This window comes from Janthinobacterium sp. PLB04 (assembly GCF_021165895.1).
GTDB classification, from domain to species: domain Bacteria; phylum Pseudomonadota; class Gammaproteobacteria; order Burkholderiales; family Burkholderiaceae_D; genus Janthinobacterium; species Janthinobacterium lividum.
Window position 1 is genome coordinate 491,788 of sequence record NZ_CP088968.1, and the last position, 19,308, is coordinate 511,095.

13 protein-coding genes and 1 tRNA gene are annotated in these 19,308 nt (G+C 61.4%); 13 read left to right on the plus strand and 1 reads right to left on the minus strand.

The genetic code is table 11. The annotated features are described in order from the left end of the window. Positions 1-14 precede the first annotated feature (14 nt). Positions 15-563, minus strand: a complete 549-nt coding sequence (locus LSO07_RS02045) for a c-type cytochrome (RefSeq protein ID WP_151092087.1) — start codon at positions 561-563, stop codon at positions 15-17. 199 nt (positions 564-762) lie between these two features. Between LSO07_RS02045 and LSO07_RS02050 the strand changes: the two genes are divergently transcribed. From LSO07_RS02050 to LSO07_RS02110, 13 genes are all read left to right on the plus strand, one after another. After that, positions 763-838: transfer RNA gene (locus LSO07_RS02050), tRNA-Arg, on the plus strand. Positions 839-1,264: 426 nt separating this feature from the next. Next, the gene (locus LSO07_RS02055; protein WP_151092089.1) at positions 1,265-3,922 is read left to right on the plus strand and encodes a TonB-dependent receptor; all 2,658 of its coding nucleotides are present in this window, start codon (positions 1,265-1,267) and stop codon (positions 3,920-3,922) included. Positions 3,923-4,031: 109 nt separating this feature from the next. Next, positions 4,032-5,384, plus strand: coding sequence for an MFS transporter (locus LSO07_RS02060; RefSeq protein ID WP_034783697.1), 1,353 nt, complete (start codon positions 4,032-4,034; stop codon positions 5,382-5,384). Positions 5,385-5,549: 165 nt separating this feature from the next. Then, positions 5,550-6,497, plus strand: coding sequence for a glycoside hydrolase family 43 protein (locus tag LSO07_RS02065; RefSeq protein WP_151092091.1), 948 nt, complete (start codon positions 5,550-5,552; stop codon positions 6,495-6,497). Between the two features lie 18 nt (positions 6,498-6,515). Beyond that, the gene (locus tag LSO07_RS02070) at positions 6,516-7,586 is read left to right on the plus strand and encodes an aldose epimerase family protein (protein WP_151092093.1); all 1,071 of its coding nucleotides are present in this window, start codon (positions 6,516-6,518) and stop codon (positions 7,584-7,586) included. Between the two features lie 196 nt (positions 7,587-7,782). Beyond that, entirely contained in the window at positions 7,783-9,525 is a 1,743-nt protein-coding gene (locus LSO07_RS02075) for an IlvD/Edd family dehydratase (protein ID WP_034752921.1), read from the plus strand. 12 nt (positions 9,526-9,537) lie between these two features. Then, complete coding sequence (gene araD1 / locus LSO07_RS02080) at positions 9,538-10,530, plus strand: AraD1 family protein (RefSeq protein WP_092609450.1); 993 nt, start codon at positions 9,538-9,540, stop codon at positions 10,528-10,530. Next, positions 10,527-12,104, plus strand: coding sequence for an aldehyde dehydrogenase (NADP(+)) (locus tag LSO07_RS02085; protein WP_151092095.1), 1,578 nt, complete (start codon positions 10,527-10,529; stop codon positions 12,102-12,104). Before araD1 ends, LSO07_RS02085 begins: the two co-directional genes overlap by 4 nt. An 87-nt stretch (positions 12,105-12,191) precedes the next feature. Then, positions 12,192-12,959, plus strand: a complete 768-nt coding sequence (locus LSO07_RS02090; RefSeq protein ID WP_151092097.1) for an SDR family NAD(P)-dependent oxidoreductase — start codon at positions 12,192-12,194, stop codon at positions 12,957-12,959. 208 nt (positions 12,960-13,167) lie between these two features. Further along, positions 13,168-14,712, plus strand: coding sequence for an alpha-N-arabinofuranosidase (locus LSO07_RS02095; RefSeq protein ID WP_151092099.1), 1,545 nt, complete (start codon positions 13,168-13,170; stop codon positions 14,710-14,712). A gap of 68 nt (positions 14,713-14,780) precedes the next feature. Beyond that, complete coding sequence (locus LSO07_RS02100; protein WP_225317148.1) at positions 14,781-15,815, plus strand: arabinan endo-1,5-alpha-L-arabinosidase; 1,035 nt, start codon at positions 14,781-14,783, stop codon at positions 15,813-15,815. 8 nt (positions 15,816-15,823) lie between these two features. Continuing rightward, complete coding sequence (locus LSO07_RS02105) at positions 15,824-18,181, plus strand: glycoside hydrolase family 127 protein (RefSeq protein ID WP_151092101.1); 2,358 nt, start codon at positions 15,824-15,826, stop codon at positions 18,179-18,181. Positions 18,182-18,343: 162 nt separating this feature from the next. After that, positions 18,344-19,306, plus strand: coding sequence for an ABC transporter substrate-binding protein (locus LSO07_RS02110; protein WP_151092103.1), 963 nt, complete (start codon positions 18,344-18,346; stop codon positions 19,304-19,306). The last annotated feature ends 2 nt before the right edge of the window (positions 19,307-19,308 follow it).

The following is a 19,308-nucleotide window of genomic DNA, read 5'->3' on the forward strand; positions in this document are numbered from 1 at the left end:
CTACTGCGAGCTGCTTACTTGGCAGGTTCCGCGGCTGGTGCGGCAGCGGCTGGTGCCGGCACTTCCGGTTCCTTGAACTTGCCGCCCGACGCATTGGCAATGTAGACGACGGCGCGCGCCACTTCCACATCGTCGAGGTCGGGATTGCCGCCCTTGGCCGGCATCGCGCGCAAGCCTTCGATGGCGTGTTTCAGGACCGTATCGTAGCCCTGGGCCAGGCGGGCCGACCAGCCGCCCGCATCGCCAAACTTCGGCGCACCGGCCACGCCGGCGCCATGGCAAGCCACGCAGGTCGCCGTGTAGACGGCTTCGCCGCTTTGCAGCACTTTCGGACCGCTGGCATCCTTGAAGGTGAAGCCGGCATTGGCAACCGGACTCAAGCGCTCGGCAATGGCTTCCGGCGACTGGCTGTCCGTACCGGCGCCCGTCAGTTTTTGCGCCGTGACGAACTGCACCAGCAGGATGATGCCGATGACGGTGATGAGGAAGAAGCCAGCTACGGCGGCAAGCAATTGTTTAGGCGTTTTGATCGCTGATTGTTGTTCGTTATGTGCGTCGCTCATGATGTCCTTAGTCCAGATTTGAAACTGATGGCCGTGTAAGGTAGCATTTTTACATGCCTGGATGTAAACCTTTATGAAACCCACAATTATAGGCACAAAAATTGAGCAGTGACATGCAATTGCCAGCGATACGACAGTTTCCGTAGACGTAGGTAAAGAAAAACGGTATCCTTCGCATCACTTCAGAAATTCCCCCTACGCGGCTGTAGCTCAGTGGATAGAGTATTGGCCTCCGAAGCCAAGGGTCGTGGGTTCGATCCCCGCCAGCCGCACCAGACAAATCAAGACTCCCGTTTTATCCAGCCAGCATTGCCATGCGGCTGCATGCCGTGTTCTCCATTGTGATTTCAACCCGGCAGGGACTGCGACGCTGCGCAGCGTGCGAATCCAATACCTCCACACCTTCGTGCGAGAACGACGCTTGCCTCGGCACGCGACTGTTTCTGCTTGCCATGGGCACCTGTGCCGCCACATGTCGATAATGCCACTTTTTTGTGCGCCCCCTTCCGAAAACGCCCCTGACGCCTCTGCCGTTGTCCGTTTGCAACCTCCAAAGTCCGCTAACCGCCGATATCAAAATTGATATCGAAACAGTGGAAAAATTGATTGGAGAGATTATCGCCCAGCCCCTAAGATAAACGCCGAGCATGCGAACGACATGCAAGCAGCACAAAAAATATCAATACAATATCTGGAGATTCATGATGCGCAACGCCACCGGCCCGCTCGCGGCCACTTCCCCTCGTCCATTCACCTTGAAGGAAGCCGTTGCGGCATTGGCCGGTATTGGCCTGCTGAGCACGGCTTCGGTATGGGCGCAGGAGGCGGTGGTGGCCGATGCCAGTGCCGAGCCTGCTGCGGAAGTGTCGGTCGTGACCGTCAGCGGCGTGCGCCGTTCGGCGCAAAATTCGCAGCAGATCAAGATGCGCTCGGACCAGGTCATCGATTCCATCGTCGCCGACGACATCGGCAAATTCCCTGATAACAATGTGGCCGAAACCCTGGCGCGCATTTCCGGCATCCAGATCCGCCGCGATTCGGGCGAGGCCAGTGCTGTCATGATCCGCGGCTTGCGCGATGTCACGACCCTGCTCAATGGCCGCGAACTGTTCACCACCACGGGGCGCTACGTCAACCTGGCCGACATTCCCGCCACCATGCTGCAGCGCGTGGACGTGTACAAATCGCAGGGCGCGGACCAGGTCGAAGGCGGTGTGGCCGGCATCATCGACGTGCGCACCAACCGCCCGTTCGACTTCAAGGAGTTCACGGCCAGCGTGAACACGCGCGCCGTCTACAGCGACAAATCGAAAGCCACGGACCCGAACATCAGCGGCATGGTGGCGAACCGCTGGAAGACGGGCATCGGCGAAGTGGGCGCGCTGCTGGGCTTGTCGCAGCAGCAGCACCGTTACCACGAAGAACGCGCATTCAATACGGCGCCCGTGGATAAAAGTTTCCTGTTGCCCGGTTTGACGGGGCCGGACCAGGTGGGCTTGCTGCCGATCAAGGGCGACCGCCGCCGCACCACCGCCAATGCCGTGCTGCAATGGCGTCCGAACGCCGACGTCGAGCTGTATGCGGAAGGCATGGCCACGCGTTTCCTGCTCGATGCCGAGTCCGACTACTTTGTCGGCTTGCCATGGTGGGGCACGCCCGTGTCGGCTACAAAGATTCCCGGCACCGACCAGCTGCAAACGCTCACTTCCACCAACGTCAACACCATCATGTCGACGCAGGCGAACAAGAACCAGACGAAGACGCATCAATTTGCCGTCGGTGGCTTGTGGGATATCAACCCGGAATGGCGTTTCACGTCGGAAGTGGCCAGCACCAAAAGTACCTATGCCTGGCGCAACCCGATTCTCGATGCGATTACCGTCGTGCCGAATGCCCGCATCAATACCAACCAGAATGGCACCTTGCACGTCGACTACACGGGCATCGATTTGCAAGACCCGTCGAATTACTATCTGAAGGGCTTTTTCGACCGCTACGGCCGTGACCAGGGCAGCTCGAACGACTTGCGCGCCGACCTGGCGTACACACCCAGTGCCGGCGGCATCTTCAAGGAAATCAGCGTCGGCCTGCGCGGCGTGAAGCGCGAAGCCGAATCGATCAAGAGTTTCGAGGGCAATGCGGAAGCACCGGACGTGTCCGGCGCAGCGTTTCCGTTTGGCCGCCAGAGCGTGACGTCGATTCCTGGCCTCAATTGTCTGTCGGAACCGATGTCCAGCGGCGGCCCCGACTATGGCTTGAAGCAGTGGTACACGCCATGCGCCAGCTTCCTGCTCAATAACACGGGCACCATCCGCCAAGCCGTCACGGGCAGCAGCGCGGCGCGCGCCATGGACCCGGGTTCGTTCTTCAAGGACACGGAAAAGACGTATTCCATCTATACCAAGGCGAAGATCGCCTTCAAGCTGGGCGCCTACCCTGTCGACGGCACCCTGGGCGTGCGCGTCGTGCGTACCGAGCAAAGCCTGCAAGGCAACAGTTCGCAAGATGGCGTCTACACGCCCGTCATCAGCGACACGGCCAGCACCGACGTGCTGCCGAGCGTGGCCCTGAAAATCAAGCTGCGTTCGGACCTGGTCGGCCGCTTCGCTGCCGGCCGCACCATCAGCCGTCCGGGCTTTTCCCAGCTGAACCCGGGCGTGGCCCTGGTCAACTCGACGGAAACGGTGAAAGCGACGGGCGCGGGCGGCAATCCGAACTTGAAACCGGTGACGGGCGACAATGTTGACGCGGCACTGGAATGGTATTTCGCGCCAGCCGGTTCCGTGACGGCCACCGTGTTCCACCACAAGTTCGACGGCTATATCCAGCAACGCATTTCCAGCGAAACCATCGGTGGCAAGACCTATGACGTGGACCGCCCGTACAACACGGCCGCCGGCAAGCTGCAGGGCCTGGAAATTGGCTACCAGCAGTTTTATGACGGCTTGCCGGGCCTGTTGAGCGGCCTGGGCTTGCAGGCGAACGGCACCTACATGAGCGGCACCACCGACGACGAGACGGGCAGCCATGCCATCACGGGCGTGTCGCGCTATGCCTACAACCTGGTGCTGCTGTACGAAAAAGACGCGTGGTCGGGCCGCCTGGCCTACAACTGGCGCTCGAAATTCATCGACAGCTACAACCAGGGCGGCCCCGGCCTGGACTTGAAAGTGGCGCCGACGGCCCAGCTCGACGGTTCGCTGTCGTACAAGATCAACGACCAGTTCACGGTGACCCTCGATGGCAATAACTTGCTGGACACCAAGTTCAAGGATTACTGGAACGATCCGGGCGTGTATGCGCGCGATACGCGCCGCTATGACCGCACGGTAGGTCTTTCTTTACGCTGGAAAATGTAAGTTGATCGCACAGTAAACAATCAAGGGCGTTGCCATGGTTTCGGCCGGCAACGCCCCTGTCAGTTGGACAGTCACGCACGATTCATCATAAAAAGAATGGACGGAAAGCATGGAGACGCAAAAATTATCCACCGTTGAAAAGGTCGGCTTCGGCGCCGGCGACATGGCGCTCAATGTCGTCATCTCGTCGATGATGCTGATCATCACCTTTTTCTATACCGATATCTATGGCTTGAAAACCACCGACCTGGCCCTGCTGTTCGTGGCCGTGAAAGTCATCGGCGCCATCGCCGACCTGGTCATGGGCCAGATCACCGACCGCTACAGCTTTGCCTCGGGACGCTACCGGCCGTACCTGCTGTGGCTGGCCGTGCCGTATGGCGTCAGCGTCTTCTTTGTCTTCAGCACGCCCGAATGGCAGTATGACGCCAAGCTGATCTGGGCATATTCCACGTATATCCTGATGACCATCATGACGGCCGGCGTGGGCATTCCCTATATTTCCCTGATCAGCGGCTTGACCAGCGACCCGCAGGACCGCCTGTCGGCCAACGGCTACCGCCTGTTCTTCGCCAAGATCGGCGCCTTCATGGTGACCATCGTCGTGCCGGTCCTGTCGCAGCGCTGGGGCGGCGGCAACCCGGCCGTCGGCTACCAGGCGGCCATGGCCGTGATGGCCGTCATGGGCGTGGCCCTGTTCCTGTTCTGCTATTTCTCCACCACCGAAAGAGTCGTGCACGTGGTGGAAAAGCAATCGTTGCTGGCGCAATTGAAAGTGCTGCTGCGGAACGACCAGTGGCTGGTGCTGTGCGGCGTGTGCGTCACGGGCACCATCGGCTATGTGGTGCGCGGCTCCGTCGCCATTTATTACGCGAAATACTATCTGGGCGGCAGCACGGAAACGGTGGCCGCCTTCCTCACGACGGGCGTGGTGGCCGCCATCCTGGCCATGATCGCCTCGACCTGGATCACCAAGTTCTATTGCAAGGTGAAACTGTTCCGCTACACGCAGATCGGCGTCGCGCTGATCAGCCTGGCGATCTATTTCTTTGTAAAACCGAGCGACACCGTGCTGGCCTTCGCCCTGTATTTCCTGCTGTCCTTTGTGGTGGACTTGCATGCGCCCGTGTTCTGGTCGGCCATCGCGGAAACCATTGATTACGGTCAAGTCAAGACGGGCAAGCGCGTCTCCGGCTTCGCCTTTGGCGGCATTTCCGTCTGCCAGAAGGCAGGCATGGCGGTGGCGGGCGGTCTGGTGGGCGTGCTGCTGGCGTATTTCGACTACCAGCCCAACCATGAGCAAACGCAATTCGCCCTGAACGGCATCGCCCTGATGCTGTCGATCATCCCCGGCTTTTTCCACTTGCTGATGGGCTTGCTGATGTTCAAGTACCGCATCAGCGACAGCTATTACACGGGCGTGAAAACCGAAATGCACAAGCGTGGCTACGTCGCCGCATGAGGACACCTGAGCTAACCTACTGCGCGTCGGTATAGGCGGCCTGCGATGCTCACCGTACTAGAGTACGGTTGCGCTTCTTAGCCACCTCTCCCTTCCGCTCGCTACGGTTTTCTCAGGTGTTGTAAGGCAAACTAATTTTATCTAATGAAATGATTTGGAGTGCTTATGGTTGAAGTACTGAAACCGCTGATCGAACAGCGCGCCGACCCGCATATCTATCGCCACAGCGACGGCTATTATTACTTTACGGCCTCCGTGCCGCAGTACGACCGCATCGAGCTGCGCCGCGCCGACAGCATCGCCGGCCTGGCGGACGCGCAGACGGTCGACGTGTGGCACAAGCCGCAAACGGGGCCGTACAGCGAACTGGTATGGGCGCCGGAACTGCACTTCAACCAGGGCGCCTGGTATGTGTATTTCGCCGCCGCGCCGAGCCGCGAGATCAAACATAAATTGTTTCAGCACCGCATGTATGCGATCCGCAATACCAACGCCAATCCGCTCGAAGGCGAATGGGAATTCATGGGGCAGATCGACACGGGCATCGACACCTTTTGCCTGGACGCCACCACGTTTGAGCACGACGGCGTGCTGTATTACCTGTGGGCGCAGAAAGATGTCGCCATCGAGGGCAATTCCAACCTGTACATTGCGCCGATGGCCACGCCGTGGCAGCTGGCCGGCCCACCCGTGATGCTGAGCAAACCGGAATTCGACTGGGAAATCCGCGGCTTCTGGGTCAACGAGGGGCCGTCCGTGCTGAAACGCAACGGCAAGATCTTCATCAGCTATTCGGCCAGCGCCACCGATGAAAACTACGCGATGGGGCTGCTGTGGGCCGACGAGTCCGCCGACTTGCTCGACCCGTTTTCATGGAGCAAGTCGCCCGAGCCCGTGTTTGCCACCTGCTATGAGCACGGCATCTACGGTCCCGGCCACAACAGTTTCACGACGGCCGACGACGGCGACGGCGTATTGCTGGTGTACCATGCCCGCACCTACACGGAAATCGTCGGCGACCCTCTGTGGAACCCGGATCGCCACACGTTTGTCAAACCGCTGCGCTGGGATGCGCAAGGCATGCCCGTGTTTGGCCGCTCATCGACCCTGTAACGTTACGGACCCGACGCCATGACCCCAGTTGATTCTGTTTCAGTGACGCAAGCGCCGTTCGGCATCCTGCCCGATGGCCAGCACGTCAGCGTATTTACCCTGACGAACCGCCAGGGCATGCAAGTCAAGGTGCTCGACTTTGGCGCCATCATCAGCGAAATCCACGTGCCGGACCGCGACGGCAGCTTTGCCGACGTGGTGCTCGGTTTCGAGCGCATCGAACCGTATCTGCACAACAGCGCTTTCCTGGGCGCCGTCATCGGCCGCTTCGGCAACCGCATCGCGCAGGGGCGTTTCAGCCTCGACGGCAAGGATTACCAGCTGGCCGTCAACAATGAGCCAAACCACTTGCATGGTGGTAATCAGGGCTTTCACCAGGTCATGTGGCAGGCCGAGCCGTTCACCAGGAATGATGTGGTCGGCGTCACGTTCACGCGCAGCAGCCCGCACGGCGAAGACGGCTACCCGGGCAAGCTGGATGTCACCGTCGTGTACGAACTGGACAACGACAATGCGCTGAGCCTGCGCTACCATGCCGTCACGGACCAGGCCACGCCCGTCAACCTGACCAACCACAGCTATTTTAATCTGGCGGGGCAGGGCGATATCCTCGGCCACGCGCTGTCCATCAACGCGGACCGCTACCTGCCCGTGGACGCGGGGTCGATCCCCACGGGTAAGCTGGCGGACGTGGCCGGCACGCCGTTCGACTTGCGCCAGAGCACCATCATCGGCGACAGCATCGCCCTGTCGCATGAGCAGCTGGGCATCGGCCGTGGCTATGACCATAACTTCGTGCTGAATCAACAGGCGGAGCGAGGGCTGAAGCTGGCCGCCACCGTACGCGATCCGCAATCGGGCAGGGTGATGCAGGTGTACACGCAGGAGCCCGGTGTCCAGTTTTATTCGGGCAATTTCCTCGACGGCAGCCAGCCCGGCAAGCTGCGCGCCAACAGCTATCGCAGCGCGCTATGCCTGGAAACCCAGCATTTCCCGGATTCGCCGAACCAGTCCCACTTCCCCAGTACCATTTTGCGGCCGGGTCAGGAGTATCGGACGCAAACCGTGTACCGCTTTTCCGCAGAGTAAGCACCCCGGCCAAAACAGCCTGCGCCCTGCCGCCACGTGCGCGCAGGGCGTTTTCATTGGGGGATGCTGATATCGTTTTCGATATCGGAACGCATTAAAAATTGATTGGAAAGGCATGGCAGGATTCTTTAGTATTCCAACATCGCTGCCCGGGCCGACGACATTAGATCCGGCATAGCACAACCAGGAGAATGGCATGTCTGAGACAAAAAAGAAGGTTGCCCTGCGCTCTGCCGAGTGGTTCGGCTCGCAGGACAAGAACGGCTTCATGTACCGCAGCTGGATGAAAAACCAGGGCATACCTGACCACGAGTTTCACGGCAAGCCGATCATCGGCATCTGCAATACCTGGTCCGAACTGACTCCCTGCAACGCCCATTTCCGTCAATTGGCCGAACACGTCAAGCGCGGCATCCTGGAAGCGGGCGGTTTCCCCGTGGAATTCCCTGTCTTCTCGAATGGCGAATCGAATTTGCGCCCGACGGCCATGCTGACGCGCAACCTGGCCTCGATGGATGTGGAAGAATCGATCCGCGGCAATCCGATGGACGCCGTCGTGCTGCTGGTCGGCTGCGACAAGACCACGCCAGCGCTGCTGATGGGCGCGGCCAGCGTCGACATCCCCACCATCGTCGTCAGCGGCGGCCCCATGCTGAACGGCAAGCTCAATGGCAAGGATATCGGTTCCGGTACGGCCGTGTGGCAGCTGCACGAGCAGATGAAGGCCGGTTCCATCACCTTGCACCAGTTCATGTCGGCTGAATCGGGCATGTCGCGCTCGGCCGGTACCTGCAACACCATGGGTACGGCCTCGACCATGGCCAGCATGGCCGAAGCGCTGGGCACGTCGCTGCCGCACAATGCCGCCATCCCCGCCGTCGATTCGCGCCGCTACGTGCTGGCGCATATGTCGGGCATCCGCATCGTCGAAATGGTGCACGAAGACCTGCGCCTGTCGAAAGTGCTGACGCGCGAAGCGTTTGAAAACGCCATCAAGGTCAACGCCGCCATCGGCGGCTCGACCAATGCCGTGATCCATTTGAAAGCGATTGCCGGCCGCATCGGCGTGCCGCTGGAGCTGGAAGACTGGACCAAGGTAGGCCGCGGCACGCCGACCATCGTCGACCTGCTGCCGTCGGGCCGTTTCCTGATGGAAGAGTTTTACTATGCGGGCGGCTTGCCGGCCGTGATACGCCGCCTGGGCGAGGGCGACTTGCTGCCGCACAAGAATGCGCTGACCGTCAACGGCAAGTCGCTGTGGGACAACTGCGTCGAAGCGCCGATCTACAACGATGAAGTGGTGCGCACCCTGGACAACCCGCTGCTGGCCGATGGCGGCATCTGCGTGCTGCGCGGCAACCTGGCACCGCGCGGCGCCGTGCTGAAACCGTCGGCAGCTTCGCCGCACCTGATGCAGCACCGCGGCAAGGCTGTCGTGTTCGAAGATTTCGAGCATTACAAGGCCCGCATCGTTGATCCGGATCTGGATGTGGATGCGAACTCCGTGCTGGTGATGAAGAACTGCGGTCCGAAAGGCTATCCGGGCATGGCTGAAGTGGGCAACATGGGCTTGCCGCCGAAACTGCTGGCGCAAGGCATCACCGACATGGTGCGCATCTCGGATGCGCGCATGAGCGGTACCGCCTACGGCACCGTCGTCTTGCACGTGGCGCCGGAAGCGATGGCGGGCGGCCCGCTGGGTATCGTGCGCGATGGCGACATGATCGCCCTCGATTGCCACAACGGCAGCCTGAATATCGACATCAGCGACGCGGAAATCGCCGAGCGCCTGGCGGCCCGCGAACTGGGCAGCGCGCCCGGGCCGAAGAGCGGCTACCAGCAGCTGTACATCGAACACGTGTTGCAGGCCGATGAAGGCTGCGATTTCGACTTCCTGGTCGGCAATCGCGGTTCCGCCGTGCCGCGCCACTCACACTAAGCGGAGAATCCCATGCTGTTGCTGCAATTTACGAATGAACACGGCGGCCGCCTGGTCGGCCTGCTGCAAGATGACCAGATCCGCGTCATCGAAGGCTACAACACGACGTATGCGCTGGCGCAAGACGCCATCCGCAAGAAGGTCAGCCTGGCGGAACTGGTCAATGCTACTGTCGGCAACACTACGCATTCCTATGCGGACGTGGCCGCCGGCGGCCGTGTGCTGCCGCCGCTGGACCACGCGGACGAAGCGCACTGCTACGTGACGGGCACGGGCCTGACCCACCTGGGCAGCGCCGGCGCGCGCGACGCCATGCACAAGAAGATCGGCGGCGACGCCGAGTCTTTGAGCGACTCCATGAAAATGTTCCGCCTGGGCGTGGAAGGCGGCAAGCCTGCCGCTGGCACGGCCGGCGCCCAGCCGGAATGGTTCTATAAAGGCGACGGCTCCATCGTGCGCGCCGGCGGCCAGCCGCTGCGCATGCCGGACTTTGCCCTCGATGGCGGCGAAGAGCCGGAAATCGCCGGCCTGTACGTGATCGGCGACGATGGCCAGCCCTACCGCGTCGGCTACGCCATCGGCAATGAATTCTCGGACCACATCACGGAACGCCAGAACTATCTGTACCTGGCCCACTCGAAACTGCGTGCCTGCAGCGTCGGGCCGGCCCTGCTGGTGGGTGAATTGCCCGCGCACATCGCCGGCGCCTCGCGCGTGCTCGATGCGGCTGGCAATGTGCGCTGGGAAAAGGCGTTTGTCAGCGGCGAAGAGAATATGTCGCACACGATTGCCAACCTGGAACACCACCACTTCAAGTATCCGCTGTTCAAGCGCCCTGGCGACGTGCATGTGCACTTCTTCGGTACGGCCACCCTGAGCTTTGCCGATGGCGTGAGCGTGGCGCCGGGCGAAACCTTTGAAATCGAAGCGCCGGCCTTTGGCCCTGCCTTGCGCAACCGCCTCGACGTCTTCCCAACCGAATTTGCGAAAGTGAGCACATTATGAGTTTCAATATCACCGGTGATGCATTGATCGGCGGCGTTGCCGTCCAGGGCAATGGCGGCTCCTTCCAAGCCTGGGATCCGGCCGCGCGCGCGCACATCGCGCCTGCCTTCCACATGGTTGACGTAGCGCAAATCGACGCAGCCTGCCGCCTGGCGCAAGCCGCGTTCGACCCGTTCCGTGCCACCACGGATGCGGAACGCGCCGATTTCCTCGATACCATTGCCGCGCAAATCCTGGAACTGGGCGACGACCTGATCGTGCGCGCCATGACGGAAAGCGGCTTGCCGCGCGCGCGCCTGGAAGGCGAACGCGGCCGCACGGTCGGTCAGCTGAAACTGTTCGCCGGCTTGCTGCGTGAAGGCTCGTGGACGGATGCGCGCATCGACAGCCCGCTGCCTGACCGCGTGCCGCCGCGTCCTGACTTGCGCTTGCGCATGATCGGCCTGGGCCCCGTCGCCGTGTTTGCGGCCAGTAACTTCCCGCTGGCCTTCTCCGTCGCCGGTGGCGATACGGCCTCGGCCTTGGCTGCCGGCTGCCCTGTCGTCCTGAAAGCCCACTCGGCCCACCCTGGCACGTCGGAGCTGGTGGCGCGCGCCATCGTGAAAGCGATTGCTATCTGCAAGCTGCCGGCCGGCGTGTTTGCCTTGCTGACGGGAACGGGCAATGGCATCGGCCAGGCGTTGGTGGCCCATCCGGCCATCCAGGCCGTGGGCTTTACGGGTTCGCGTTCGGGCGGCATCGCCCTGATGAAGGTGGCGGCGGAACGTCCGCAACCGATCCCCGTGTATGCGGAAATGAGCAGCATCAACCCCGTGTTTGTGCTGCCGCAAGCCTTGGCCGCCCGCGGCGCGGCGATCGCCAGCGGTTTTGCCGCCTCGCTGACCATGGGTGTGGGCCAGTTCTGCACCAATCCCGGCCTCGTGCTGGGCCTGGAAGGCGCCGACTTTACGGCCTTTGCCGCCGCTGCCGCCGAAGCGCTGGCGCCTGCGCCTGCCGCCACCATGTTGACGGCTGGTATTGCCAGCAGCTATGCCAAGGGCGTCGCCGCCCTGGCGCAGCACGCCGATGTGACGCCGCTGGTGCAAAATACGGGCGACGAAGGCAAGGGCGCCGCCGCCCTGTTCGTCACTTCGGGAGAAGCGTTTTTGGCCAAGCACGACTTGCGCGACGAAGTCTTCGGCCCCGCCTCCCTGCTGGTGGCTTGCCGCGACATGCAACAGTTGCTGGCGATCACGGAAAGCCTGGAAGGCCAGCTGACGGCCACCCTGCAGATGGATGCGGGCGACCTGGAAGATGCGCGCCGCCTGCTGCCCGTGCTGGAACGCCGCGTGGGCCGCATCCTGGCCAACGGTTTCCCCACCGGCGTGGAAGTGTCGACGGCCATGGTGCACGGCGGCCCGTTCCCGGCCACGTCCGATGGCCGCAGCACGTCCGTGGGCACGGCAGCCATCAACCGCTTCCTGCGTCCCGTGTCGTACCAGAACCTGCCGCAGGACTTGCTGCCGGAGTCGCTCCGCGATGATAATCCGCTGGGGATCTGGCGCCGTCACGATGGCGTGCTGGGCAAGGACTAAAACCTGCTGCGCGGCGGGGCCAACGGGTCTTGCCGCGCCGGCTTGTGTTGCACGTTGTATATAAAAAAATAAACAGGTGGAGACAAGATGAAGCAATTGGCGAAATATGGCAGCTTGCAGGGCAAGCGCGTGTTCATCACGGGTGGCGGCAGCGGCATCGGCGAATCCCTGGTGGCGGAATTTGCCGCCCAGGGCGCGTTGGTGGCGTTTGTCGATATCGCCGTGGAAGCGAGCGAGGCCCTGTGCCGCCGCCTGGCCGAAGCGGGCCTGACGGCGCCCTTGTTCCGCCATTGCGACATCACGGATATTGGTTCCTTGCAAGCCGTCATGGCCGAACTGGCACGCGAGCTGGGCGACTTCGATATCCTCGTCAACAATGCCGCCAACGACCAGCGCCACCAGGCGCAGGACGTCACCCTGGAATACTGGAACGAGCGCATTGCGATCAATCAACGTCCCATGTTCTTCACGTGCCAGGCCGTCTTCGAAGGCATGAAGCGCCAGGGCGGCGGTTCCATCATCAACGTCAGCTCGATATCCTGGCACATGAAGTCGGGCGGCTACCCCGTGTATGCCACCACCAAGGCGGCCGTCGTGGGCCTCACGCGGGGCCTGGCGCGCGATTATGGCGCCCACAATATCCGCGTCAACACGGTCACGCCGGGCTGGGTCATGACGCAGCGCCAGATCGACCTGTGGGTCGACGACGCGGCCGAAGTGGAAATCAAGAAAAGCCAATGCTTGCCAAGCAAGCTGATGCCGCAGGACATCGCCGCCATGGTGCTTTTCCTGGCCTCGGATGACGGCGCGATGTGCTCGTCCCAGGAATTCATCGTCGACGCCGGCTGGGTTTGACAAAACGTCCAGGGCGTTGTTGCCTTGCCTAGCCGTACGTTCGTACTGTCTTCGGCAAGGCGCCTAGCCCTGAACGTTTTGTCGGCCGCGGGCCTTCCCGCCTTACCCCATTCGAGTATGCCTCCCACTCCGTAGCAGGAGAGGCATCGCCACATCCATTGCCGGCTTGATTCCGGCCCTTGCTTTTCACTTAAAAACAGGAGACAGCATGAAATTCATCCATACCAGCATCGTGGCCCTCAGCCTGGCCACCGGCAGCGCCTTTGCCGCGCCCGTCAGCGTCACCATCGACGTGGCCAAGCCCGGTCCCGTGATCAACAAGAATGTGTACGGTCAGTTCGCCGAGCACCTGGGTACCGGTATCTACGAAGGCATGTGGGTGGGGCCGGACTCGCCCATTCCGAACACCAAGGGCTGGCGCAATGACGTGCTGGGCGCGCTGAAGCAGTTGCACGTGCCCCTGGTCCGCTGGCCGGGCGGCTGTTTTGCTGATGAATACCACTGGAAGGATGGCATTGGCGCGCGCGCCCAGCGTCCGACCAAGGTCAATACCAACTGGGGCGGCGTGGAAGAGTCGAACGCCGTCGGCACGCACGAATTCTTCGACCTGGCCGAGCTGCTGGGCGCACAGACCTACATCAACGGCAACCTCGGTTCCGGCACGCCGCAGGAAATGTCCGAATGGCTCGAATACATGACGTCGGACAGCAAGTCCACCCTGGCCGAGCTGCGCCGCAAGAATGGCCGCGCCCAGCCGTATAAAGTCGATTACTTTGGCATCGGCAATGAAGCCTGGGGTTGCGGCGGCAATATGCGCCCGCAATACTACGCCGACCTGTACAAGCACTATCACACCTTCATGAAGACGCCGGAAAGCGCGCGCCCGAAATTCATCGCCAGCGGCGGCAATGACGACGACATCAGCTGGTCCAGCACCTTGAGCCGCGAAATCAAGCCGAACATGATGGACGCCATCAGTTTCCACTACTACACGGTACCGACCGGCGTGTGGGAAAAGAAGGGCGCCGCCACGGGCTTTGGTGAAAATGAGTGGATTTCCACCCTGAGCCGTACTCTGCGCATCGATAGCTTGATCAAGAACAATCTCGCCGCCATCGACAAGAACGACCCATCGAAAAAGACGGGCTTGTACGTCGATGAATGGGGCACCTGGTATGACGTCGAGCCGGGCACCAACACTGGTTTCTTGTTCCAGCAAAACAGCTTGCGCGATGCGCTCGTTGCCGCCCTGAACTTCAATATTTTCCACGCCCATGCAGACCGCGTGCGCATGACTAATATCGCGCAAATGGTCAACGTGCTGCAGGCGATGATCATCACCGACAAGGACAAATATTTCCTCACGCCCACGTATCACGCGTTTGAAATGTACGTGCCGTTCCAGGATGCCACATCGTTACCGGTCGCCATCAATGGCAATGGCAAGTACAGCCTGGGTAAGGTCAGCATTCCTGAAGTCAGCGCCTCGGCCGCGCGCGCCAAGGATGGCAAGGTGTACTTGTCCTTGGTGAATACCAACCCGCACAAGGCTGTCGACGTGAGCGTGGCGCTGGCCGGCAAGCAAGTGGGTAGCGTGACGGGCCGCGTGCTGACCGCAGGCAAGATGGATGCCGTCAACAGCTTTGCGCAACCGCAAGCCGTACAACCGGTGGCGTTCAATGCCAAGGCGCAAGGCGGCAAGCTGACCGTGTCGGTGCCCGCCAAGGCCGTCGTGGTGGTGGCTGTCGAATAGTCTTCACCCCTTGTCATTCATCCGGCCGGCCCGCATGATGGGCCGGCCCATTCATATCGGAGTAGACGATGCATACATTGACCCGCGGCATGGCTGCCATCCTGGGCACCCTGGCGATCATGGCTGCCGCGCACGCGGCCCAGGTCAGCGTGCACGACCCCGTGATGGCCAAAGAAGGCGACACGTATTATCTGTACAGCACGGGTCCCGGCATCACCTTTTACAGTTCAAAAAACATGGTCGACTGGCAGCCCGAAGGGCGCGTCTTCGCGGGCCAGCCCACGTGGGCAAAAACAGCCGCTCCATCGTTTGACGACCATATCTGGGCGCCCGACGTACAATTCCATGACGGAAAATATTACCTGTATTACTCCGTGTCCGGCTTCGGCAAGAACACGTCCGGCATCGGCGTGACCGTCAACACCACCTTGAATCCCCGTTCGCCCGACTACCGCTGGGTGGACCAGGGCATGCTGCTGCAATCCGTGCCCGAGCGCGACGAGTGGAACGCCATCGATTCGAACATCATCACCGATGCCAAGGGCACGCCATGGATGTCGTTCGGCTCGTTCTGGAATGGCATCAAGCTGGTGAAACTGACGCCCGACTGGACCCGTATTGCGGAACCGCAAGAATGGCATTCCCTGGCGCGACGCGTGCCCTTGCCGCCAAGGGCCGGCGAATTCAAGCCCGCACCGGAGGAAATCGAAGCGCCGTTCATCTTCCAGCGCGGCAAGGATTACTTCCTCTTCGTTTCCTGGGGCTTGTGCTGCCAGAAGGAAAAAAGTACCTATCACCTGGCCGTGGGACGCGCCAACAGCGTGACGGGGCCGTACCTGGACAAGGATGGCCGCGACATGGCGCAGGGTGGCGGCACGGTGGTGCTGCAAGGCGACAAGGACTGGAAGGGTCTGGGCCACAACAGCGCCTACACCTTCGATGGCAAGGATTACCTGGTGCTGCACGCCTACGAAACGGCGGACAATTACTTGCAGAAGCTCAAGATCCTGCCCATGACGTGGGACAAGGACGGCTGGCCGCAGGTCGATGCGCGCGACTTGAACCGCTATCAAAGCCGCCAACTGCCGGCCGCCAAACCCTGAGGGCGTCCATGCAAAAGACCTTGTTGACGCTGGCGCTGGCCGCTGGCGGCCTGCTCGCGCCTGCGGCGCAGGCAGCCGAGCTGTTTCCCCTCTCGTCCGTGCGCTTGAAAGCGGGACCGTTTCTCGATGCGCAAACGACGGACTTGCACTATCTGCTGGCGTTCGATCCGGACAAATTGCTGGCGCCGTTTCGCCGCGAGGCGGGCTTGCCGCAGGTGCAGTCCAGCTATGGCAACTGGGAATCGACAGGGCTGGACGGCCACATGGGCGGGCATTACCTGTCCGCGCTGGCGCTGATGGTGGCATCGACGGGCGACGCGCAGGCGCGCGAACGCCTCGACTACATGCTGGTGGAATTGAAGAAATGCCAGGATGCCAATGGCAACGGCTATCTGGGCGGCATCCCCGACGGCAATGCCGCCTGGCAAGCCATCGCCAAGGGAAAATTGCAGGCCGACACCTTCTCCGTCAACGGTAAATGGGTGCCGTGGTACAACCTGCACAAGGTGTTCGCCGGCTTGCGCGACGCCTACCAGCACGCCGGCAATCTTGAAGCGAAAACCATGCTGATCGCCTTGTCGGACTGGGCCGTGAATCTGTCGTCCTCGCTTACCGATGCACAGATGCAAGCCATGCTGCGCGCCGAACATGGCGGCATGAACGAAGTACTTGCCGACGTCTACGCCATGACGGGCGAGCAGCGCTACATGGACCTGGCCGTGCGCTTTTCGCACCAGGCGATCTTGCAGCCGCTGGCGGCGCAGCAGGACAAGCTGACGGGCCTGCATGCGAATACGCAGATCCCGAAGGTGATCGGCTTCGAGCGCATCGGTGCATTGACGGGGTGGCGCGACTGGCAGCAGGCGGCGCAATTCTTTTGGCAAACCGTGCACGACAAGCGCACGGTGGCCATCGGCGGCAATAGCGTCAAGGAGCATTTCCACGACGAGCACGATTTTTCCGCTATGCTGGAAGAGGTCGAGGGGCCGGAAACCTGCAATACCTACAATATGCTCAAGCTCACGGAGCAGCTGTTCCGCCGCGATGAGCAGGTGCGCTACGCGGATTACTACGAGCGCGCCCTGTACAACCACATTTTGTCGTCGCAGCGCCCGGGCACGGGCGGCTTTGTCTACTTTACGCCCATGCGCCCGAACCACTACCGCGTATATTCGCAAGTGGACAAGGGCATGTGGTGCTGCGTGGGATCCGGCATCGAAAGCCAGGCCAAGTATGGCGAGTTCATCTACGCGCACGAAGGCGACGCCCTGTACGTGAACCTGTTCATGGCGTCCACCCTGGACTGGAAAGAGCAGGGCGTGAAGATTATCCAGAGCACGCGGTTCCCTGACCAGGACACGACGCGCATTACCGTGCAGGGCAATAAAACCTTCAGCATGAAGATCCGCTACCCGCAGTGGGTAGCCAAAGGCAAGCTGCGCCTGAAGCTCAACGGCAAGTCCCTGCGCGTGAACGGCGTGCCCGGTGACTACGTGACCATCACGCGCGCCTGGAAGTCCGGCGACACCATCGACGTGGTACTGCCGATGACCACGCGCCTGGAGCAGATGCCGGACCAGTCGAATTACTATGCCGTGCTGCATGGCCCCATCGTGCTGGCCGCCAGGACGCAGCCGTTCGCCAATGAAGCCCTGAATTACTTTGCCGACGACTCGCGCATGGGCCATATCGCCCAGGGGCAAGTGTGTCCGTTGGAATCGTCGCCCCTGTTCGTCAGCGATGAGAAGGATTTCATGCGGAGAATCCGTCCCGTGAAGGGACAGCCGCTGACGTTTACGGCGCCCGGGTTGATACAGGGCAAGGATGCGGCGAAGATAAAACTGATCCCGTTCTTCCGCCTGCATGACTCTCGCTACATGCTGTACTGGCCCGTGTCCACGCCGGCCAGGATGGCGCAGTTGCAGCAAAGCACCCGGCAGGCGGAAGCGCAGCGCCTGGCGCTCGATGCGCAAACCATCGACCAGGTGGCGCCCGGGCAGCAGCAGCCCGAGTCCGACCACGGCTTCCAGGCGGAAGGGGGAGAAAACGGCGTCAACAAGGGCAGGCACTGGCGCCATGCGACAGGCTGGTTCAGCTATGAACTGAGCGACCCGCAAGCCGAAGCGAAGCGATTGCGCCTGACCCTGTCCACCCTGGATGCGGGCCGCGTCTTTGACGTCCTGATCAACGGCATCAAGGTCGAGACGGTCGCCGTGGCGGCCGATGCGCCGCAAGAGCTGCATACGGTCGATATTGCCGTGCCTGCGGCCTTGGTAGCGGCCGCCAAGGGTAAATTGCGCGTGAAATTTGTCGCTGGCAAGGATTCCGTGGCGGGCGGCCTGTACGGACTGCGCCTGCTGCGCTGAGGGAAGAGGGACTCTACTGGCGATACCGATACGCAAATCGGTATCGCAAGCGAAAAAGAATTGATTGGATGGCTATGTTGCTTTCTCCTACCATGGGTTCATAAAAAACCGCCCATCCGGCATCCGGCTGTGATGGTATTCCAAAAAAAACTGGAGACAAGAATGAAATTGACACGCCGCAAACTCCTCGCCAGCGCCATGCTGCTCGCACTGTCCGCTACTTCTTCCGCTTTCGCCGCCAAGCCCCTCGTCATGGGCTTTTCGCAGGTGGGCGCCGAAAGCGAATGGCGCACCGCCAATACCGTCTCCATCAAGGATGCCGCCAAGAAAGATGGCGTCACCCTGAAATTTGCCGATGCCCAGCAAAAGCAGGAAAACCAGGTCAAGGCGCTGCGCTCGTTCATCGCGCAAAAGGTCGACGTCATCGCCTTCTCGCCGGTCGTTGAATCGGGCTGGGATACCGTCTTGCGCGAAGCTAAAGCTGCCAAGATCCCCGTCATCTTGACGGACCGCGCCGTCAACGTGGCCGACAAATCGCTGTACGTGACCTTCATCGGTTCCGACTTCGTGGAAGAGGGCCGCCGCGCCGGCCAATGGCTGCTCGAGCATGCCAAGAAAACCCCGGACGCCACCCTGAACATCGTCGAGCTGCAGGGCACGGTGGGCTCCGCCCCGGCCATCGACCGCAAGGCGGGCTTCCTGGAAGTGGTGGGCAAGAATCCGAAGATGAAGATCATCCGTTCGCAAACGGGCGACTTTACGCGCGCCAAGGGCAAGGAAGTGATGGAAGCCTTCCTGAAGGCCGAAGGCAAGAAGATCAACGTGCTGTACGCGCACAATGACGACATGGCCATCGGCGCCATCCAGGCCATCGAAGAAGCGGGCATGAAACCGGGCAAGGACATCATCATCATCTCGATCGATGGCGTCAAAGGCGCGTTCGAGGCCATGATCGCCGGCAAGCTGAATGTCACCGTCGAGTGCAGCCCGCTGCTGGGTCCGCAACTGATGTCCATCGCCCGCGATGTGGTGGCTGGCAAGCCCGTGCCAGCGCGTATCACGACGGTGGAAGGCGTGTTCCCTGCCGAGGTGGCCGCCAAGGAATTCCCGAACCGTAAGTACTAAGC

Excerpts from the sequence above, each read along its gene's own strand:
- LSO07_RS02045 (WP_151092087.1), bottom strand. The coding sequence starts at position 563 with ATGAGCGACGCACATAACGAACAACAATCAGCGATCAAAACGCCTAAA.
- LSO07_RS02055 (WP_151092089.1), top strand. The coding sequence starts at position 1,265 with ATGATGCGCAACGCCACCGGCCCGCTCGCGGCCACTTCCCCTCGTCCA.
- LSO07_RS02060 (WP_034783697.1), top strand. The coding sequence starts at position 4,032 with ATGGAGACGCAAAAATTATCCACCGTTGAAAAGGTCGGCTTCGGCGCC.
- LSO07_RS02065 (WP_151092091.1), top strand. The coding sequence starts at position 5,550 with ATGGTTGAAGTACTGAAACCGCTGATCGAACAGCGCGCCGACCCGCAT.
- LSO07_RS02070 (WP_151092093.1), top strand. The coding sequence starts at position 6,516 with ATGACCCCAGTTGATTCTGTTTCAGTGACGCAAGCGCCGTTCGGCATC.
- LSO07_RS02075 (WP_034752921.1), top strand. The coding sequence starts at position 7,783 with ATGTCTGAGACAAAAAAGAAGGTTGCCCTGCGCTCTGCCGAGTGGTTC.
- araD1 (WP_092609450.1), top strand. The coding sequence starts at position 9,538 with ATGCTGTTGCTGCAATTTACGAATGAACACGGCGGCCGCCTGGTCGGC.
- LSO07_RS02085 (WP_151092095.1), top strand. The coding sequence starts at position 10,527 with ATGAGTTTCAATATCACCGGTGATGCATTGATCGGCGGCGTTGCCGTC.
- LSO07_RS02090 (WP_151092097.1), top strand. The coding sequence starts at position 12,192 with ATGAAGCAATTGGCGAAATATGGCAGCTTGCAGGGCAAGCGCGTGTTC.
- LSO07_RS02095 (WP_151092099.1), top strand. The coding sequence starts at position 13,168 with ATGAAATTCATCCATACCAGCATCGTGGCCCTCAGCCTGGCCACCGGC.
- LSO07_RS02100 (WP_225317148.1), top strand. The coding sequence starts at position 14,781 with ATGCATACATTGACCCGCGGCATGGCTGCCATCCTGGGCACCCTGGCG.
- LSO07_RS02105 (WP_151092101.1), top strand. The coding sequence starts at position 15,824 with ATGCAAAAGACCTTGTTGACGCTGGCGCTGGCCGCTGGCGGCCTGCTC.
- LSO07_RS02110 (WP_151092103.1), top strand. The coding sequence starts at position 18,344 with ATGAAATTGACACGCCGCAAACTCCTCGCCAGCGCCATGCTGCTCGCA.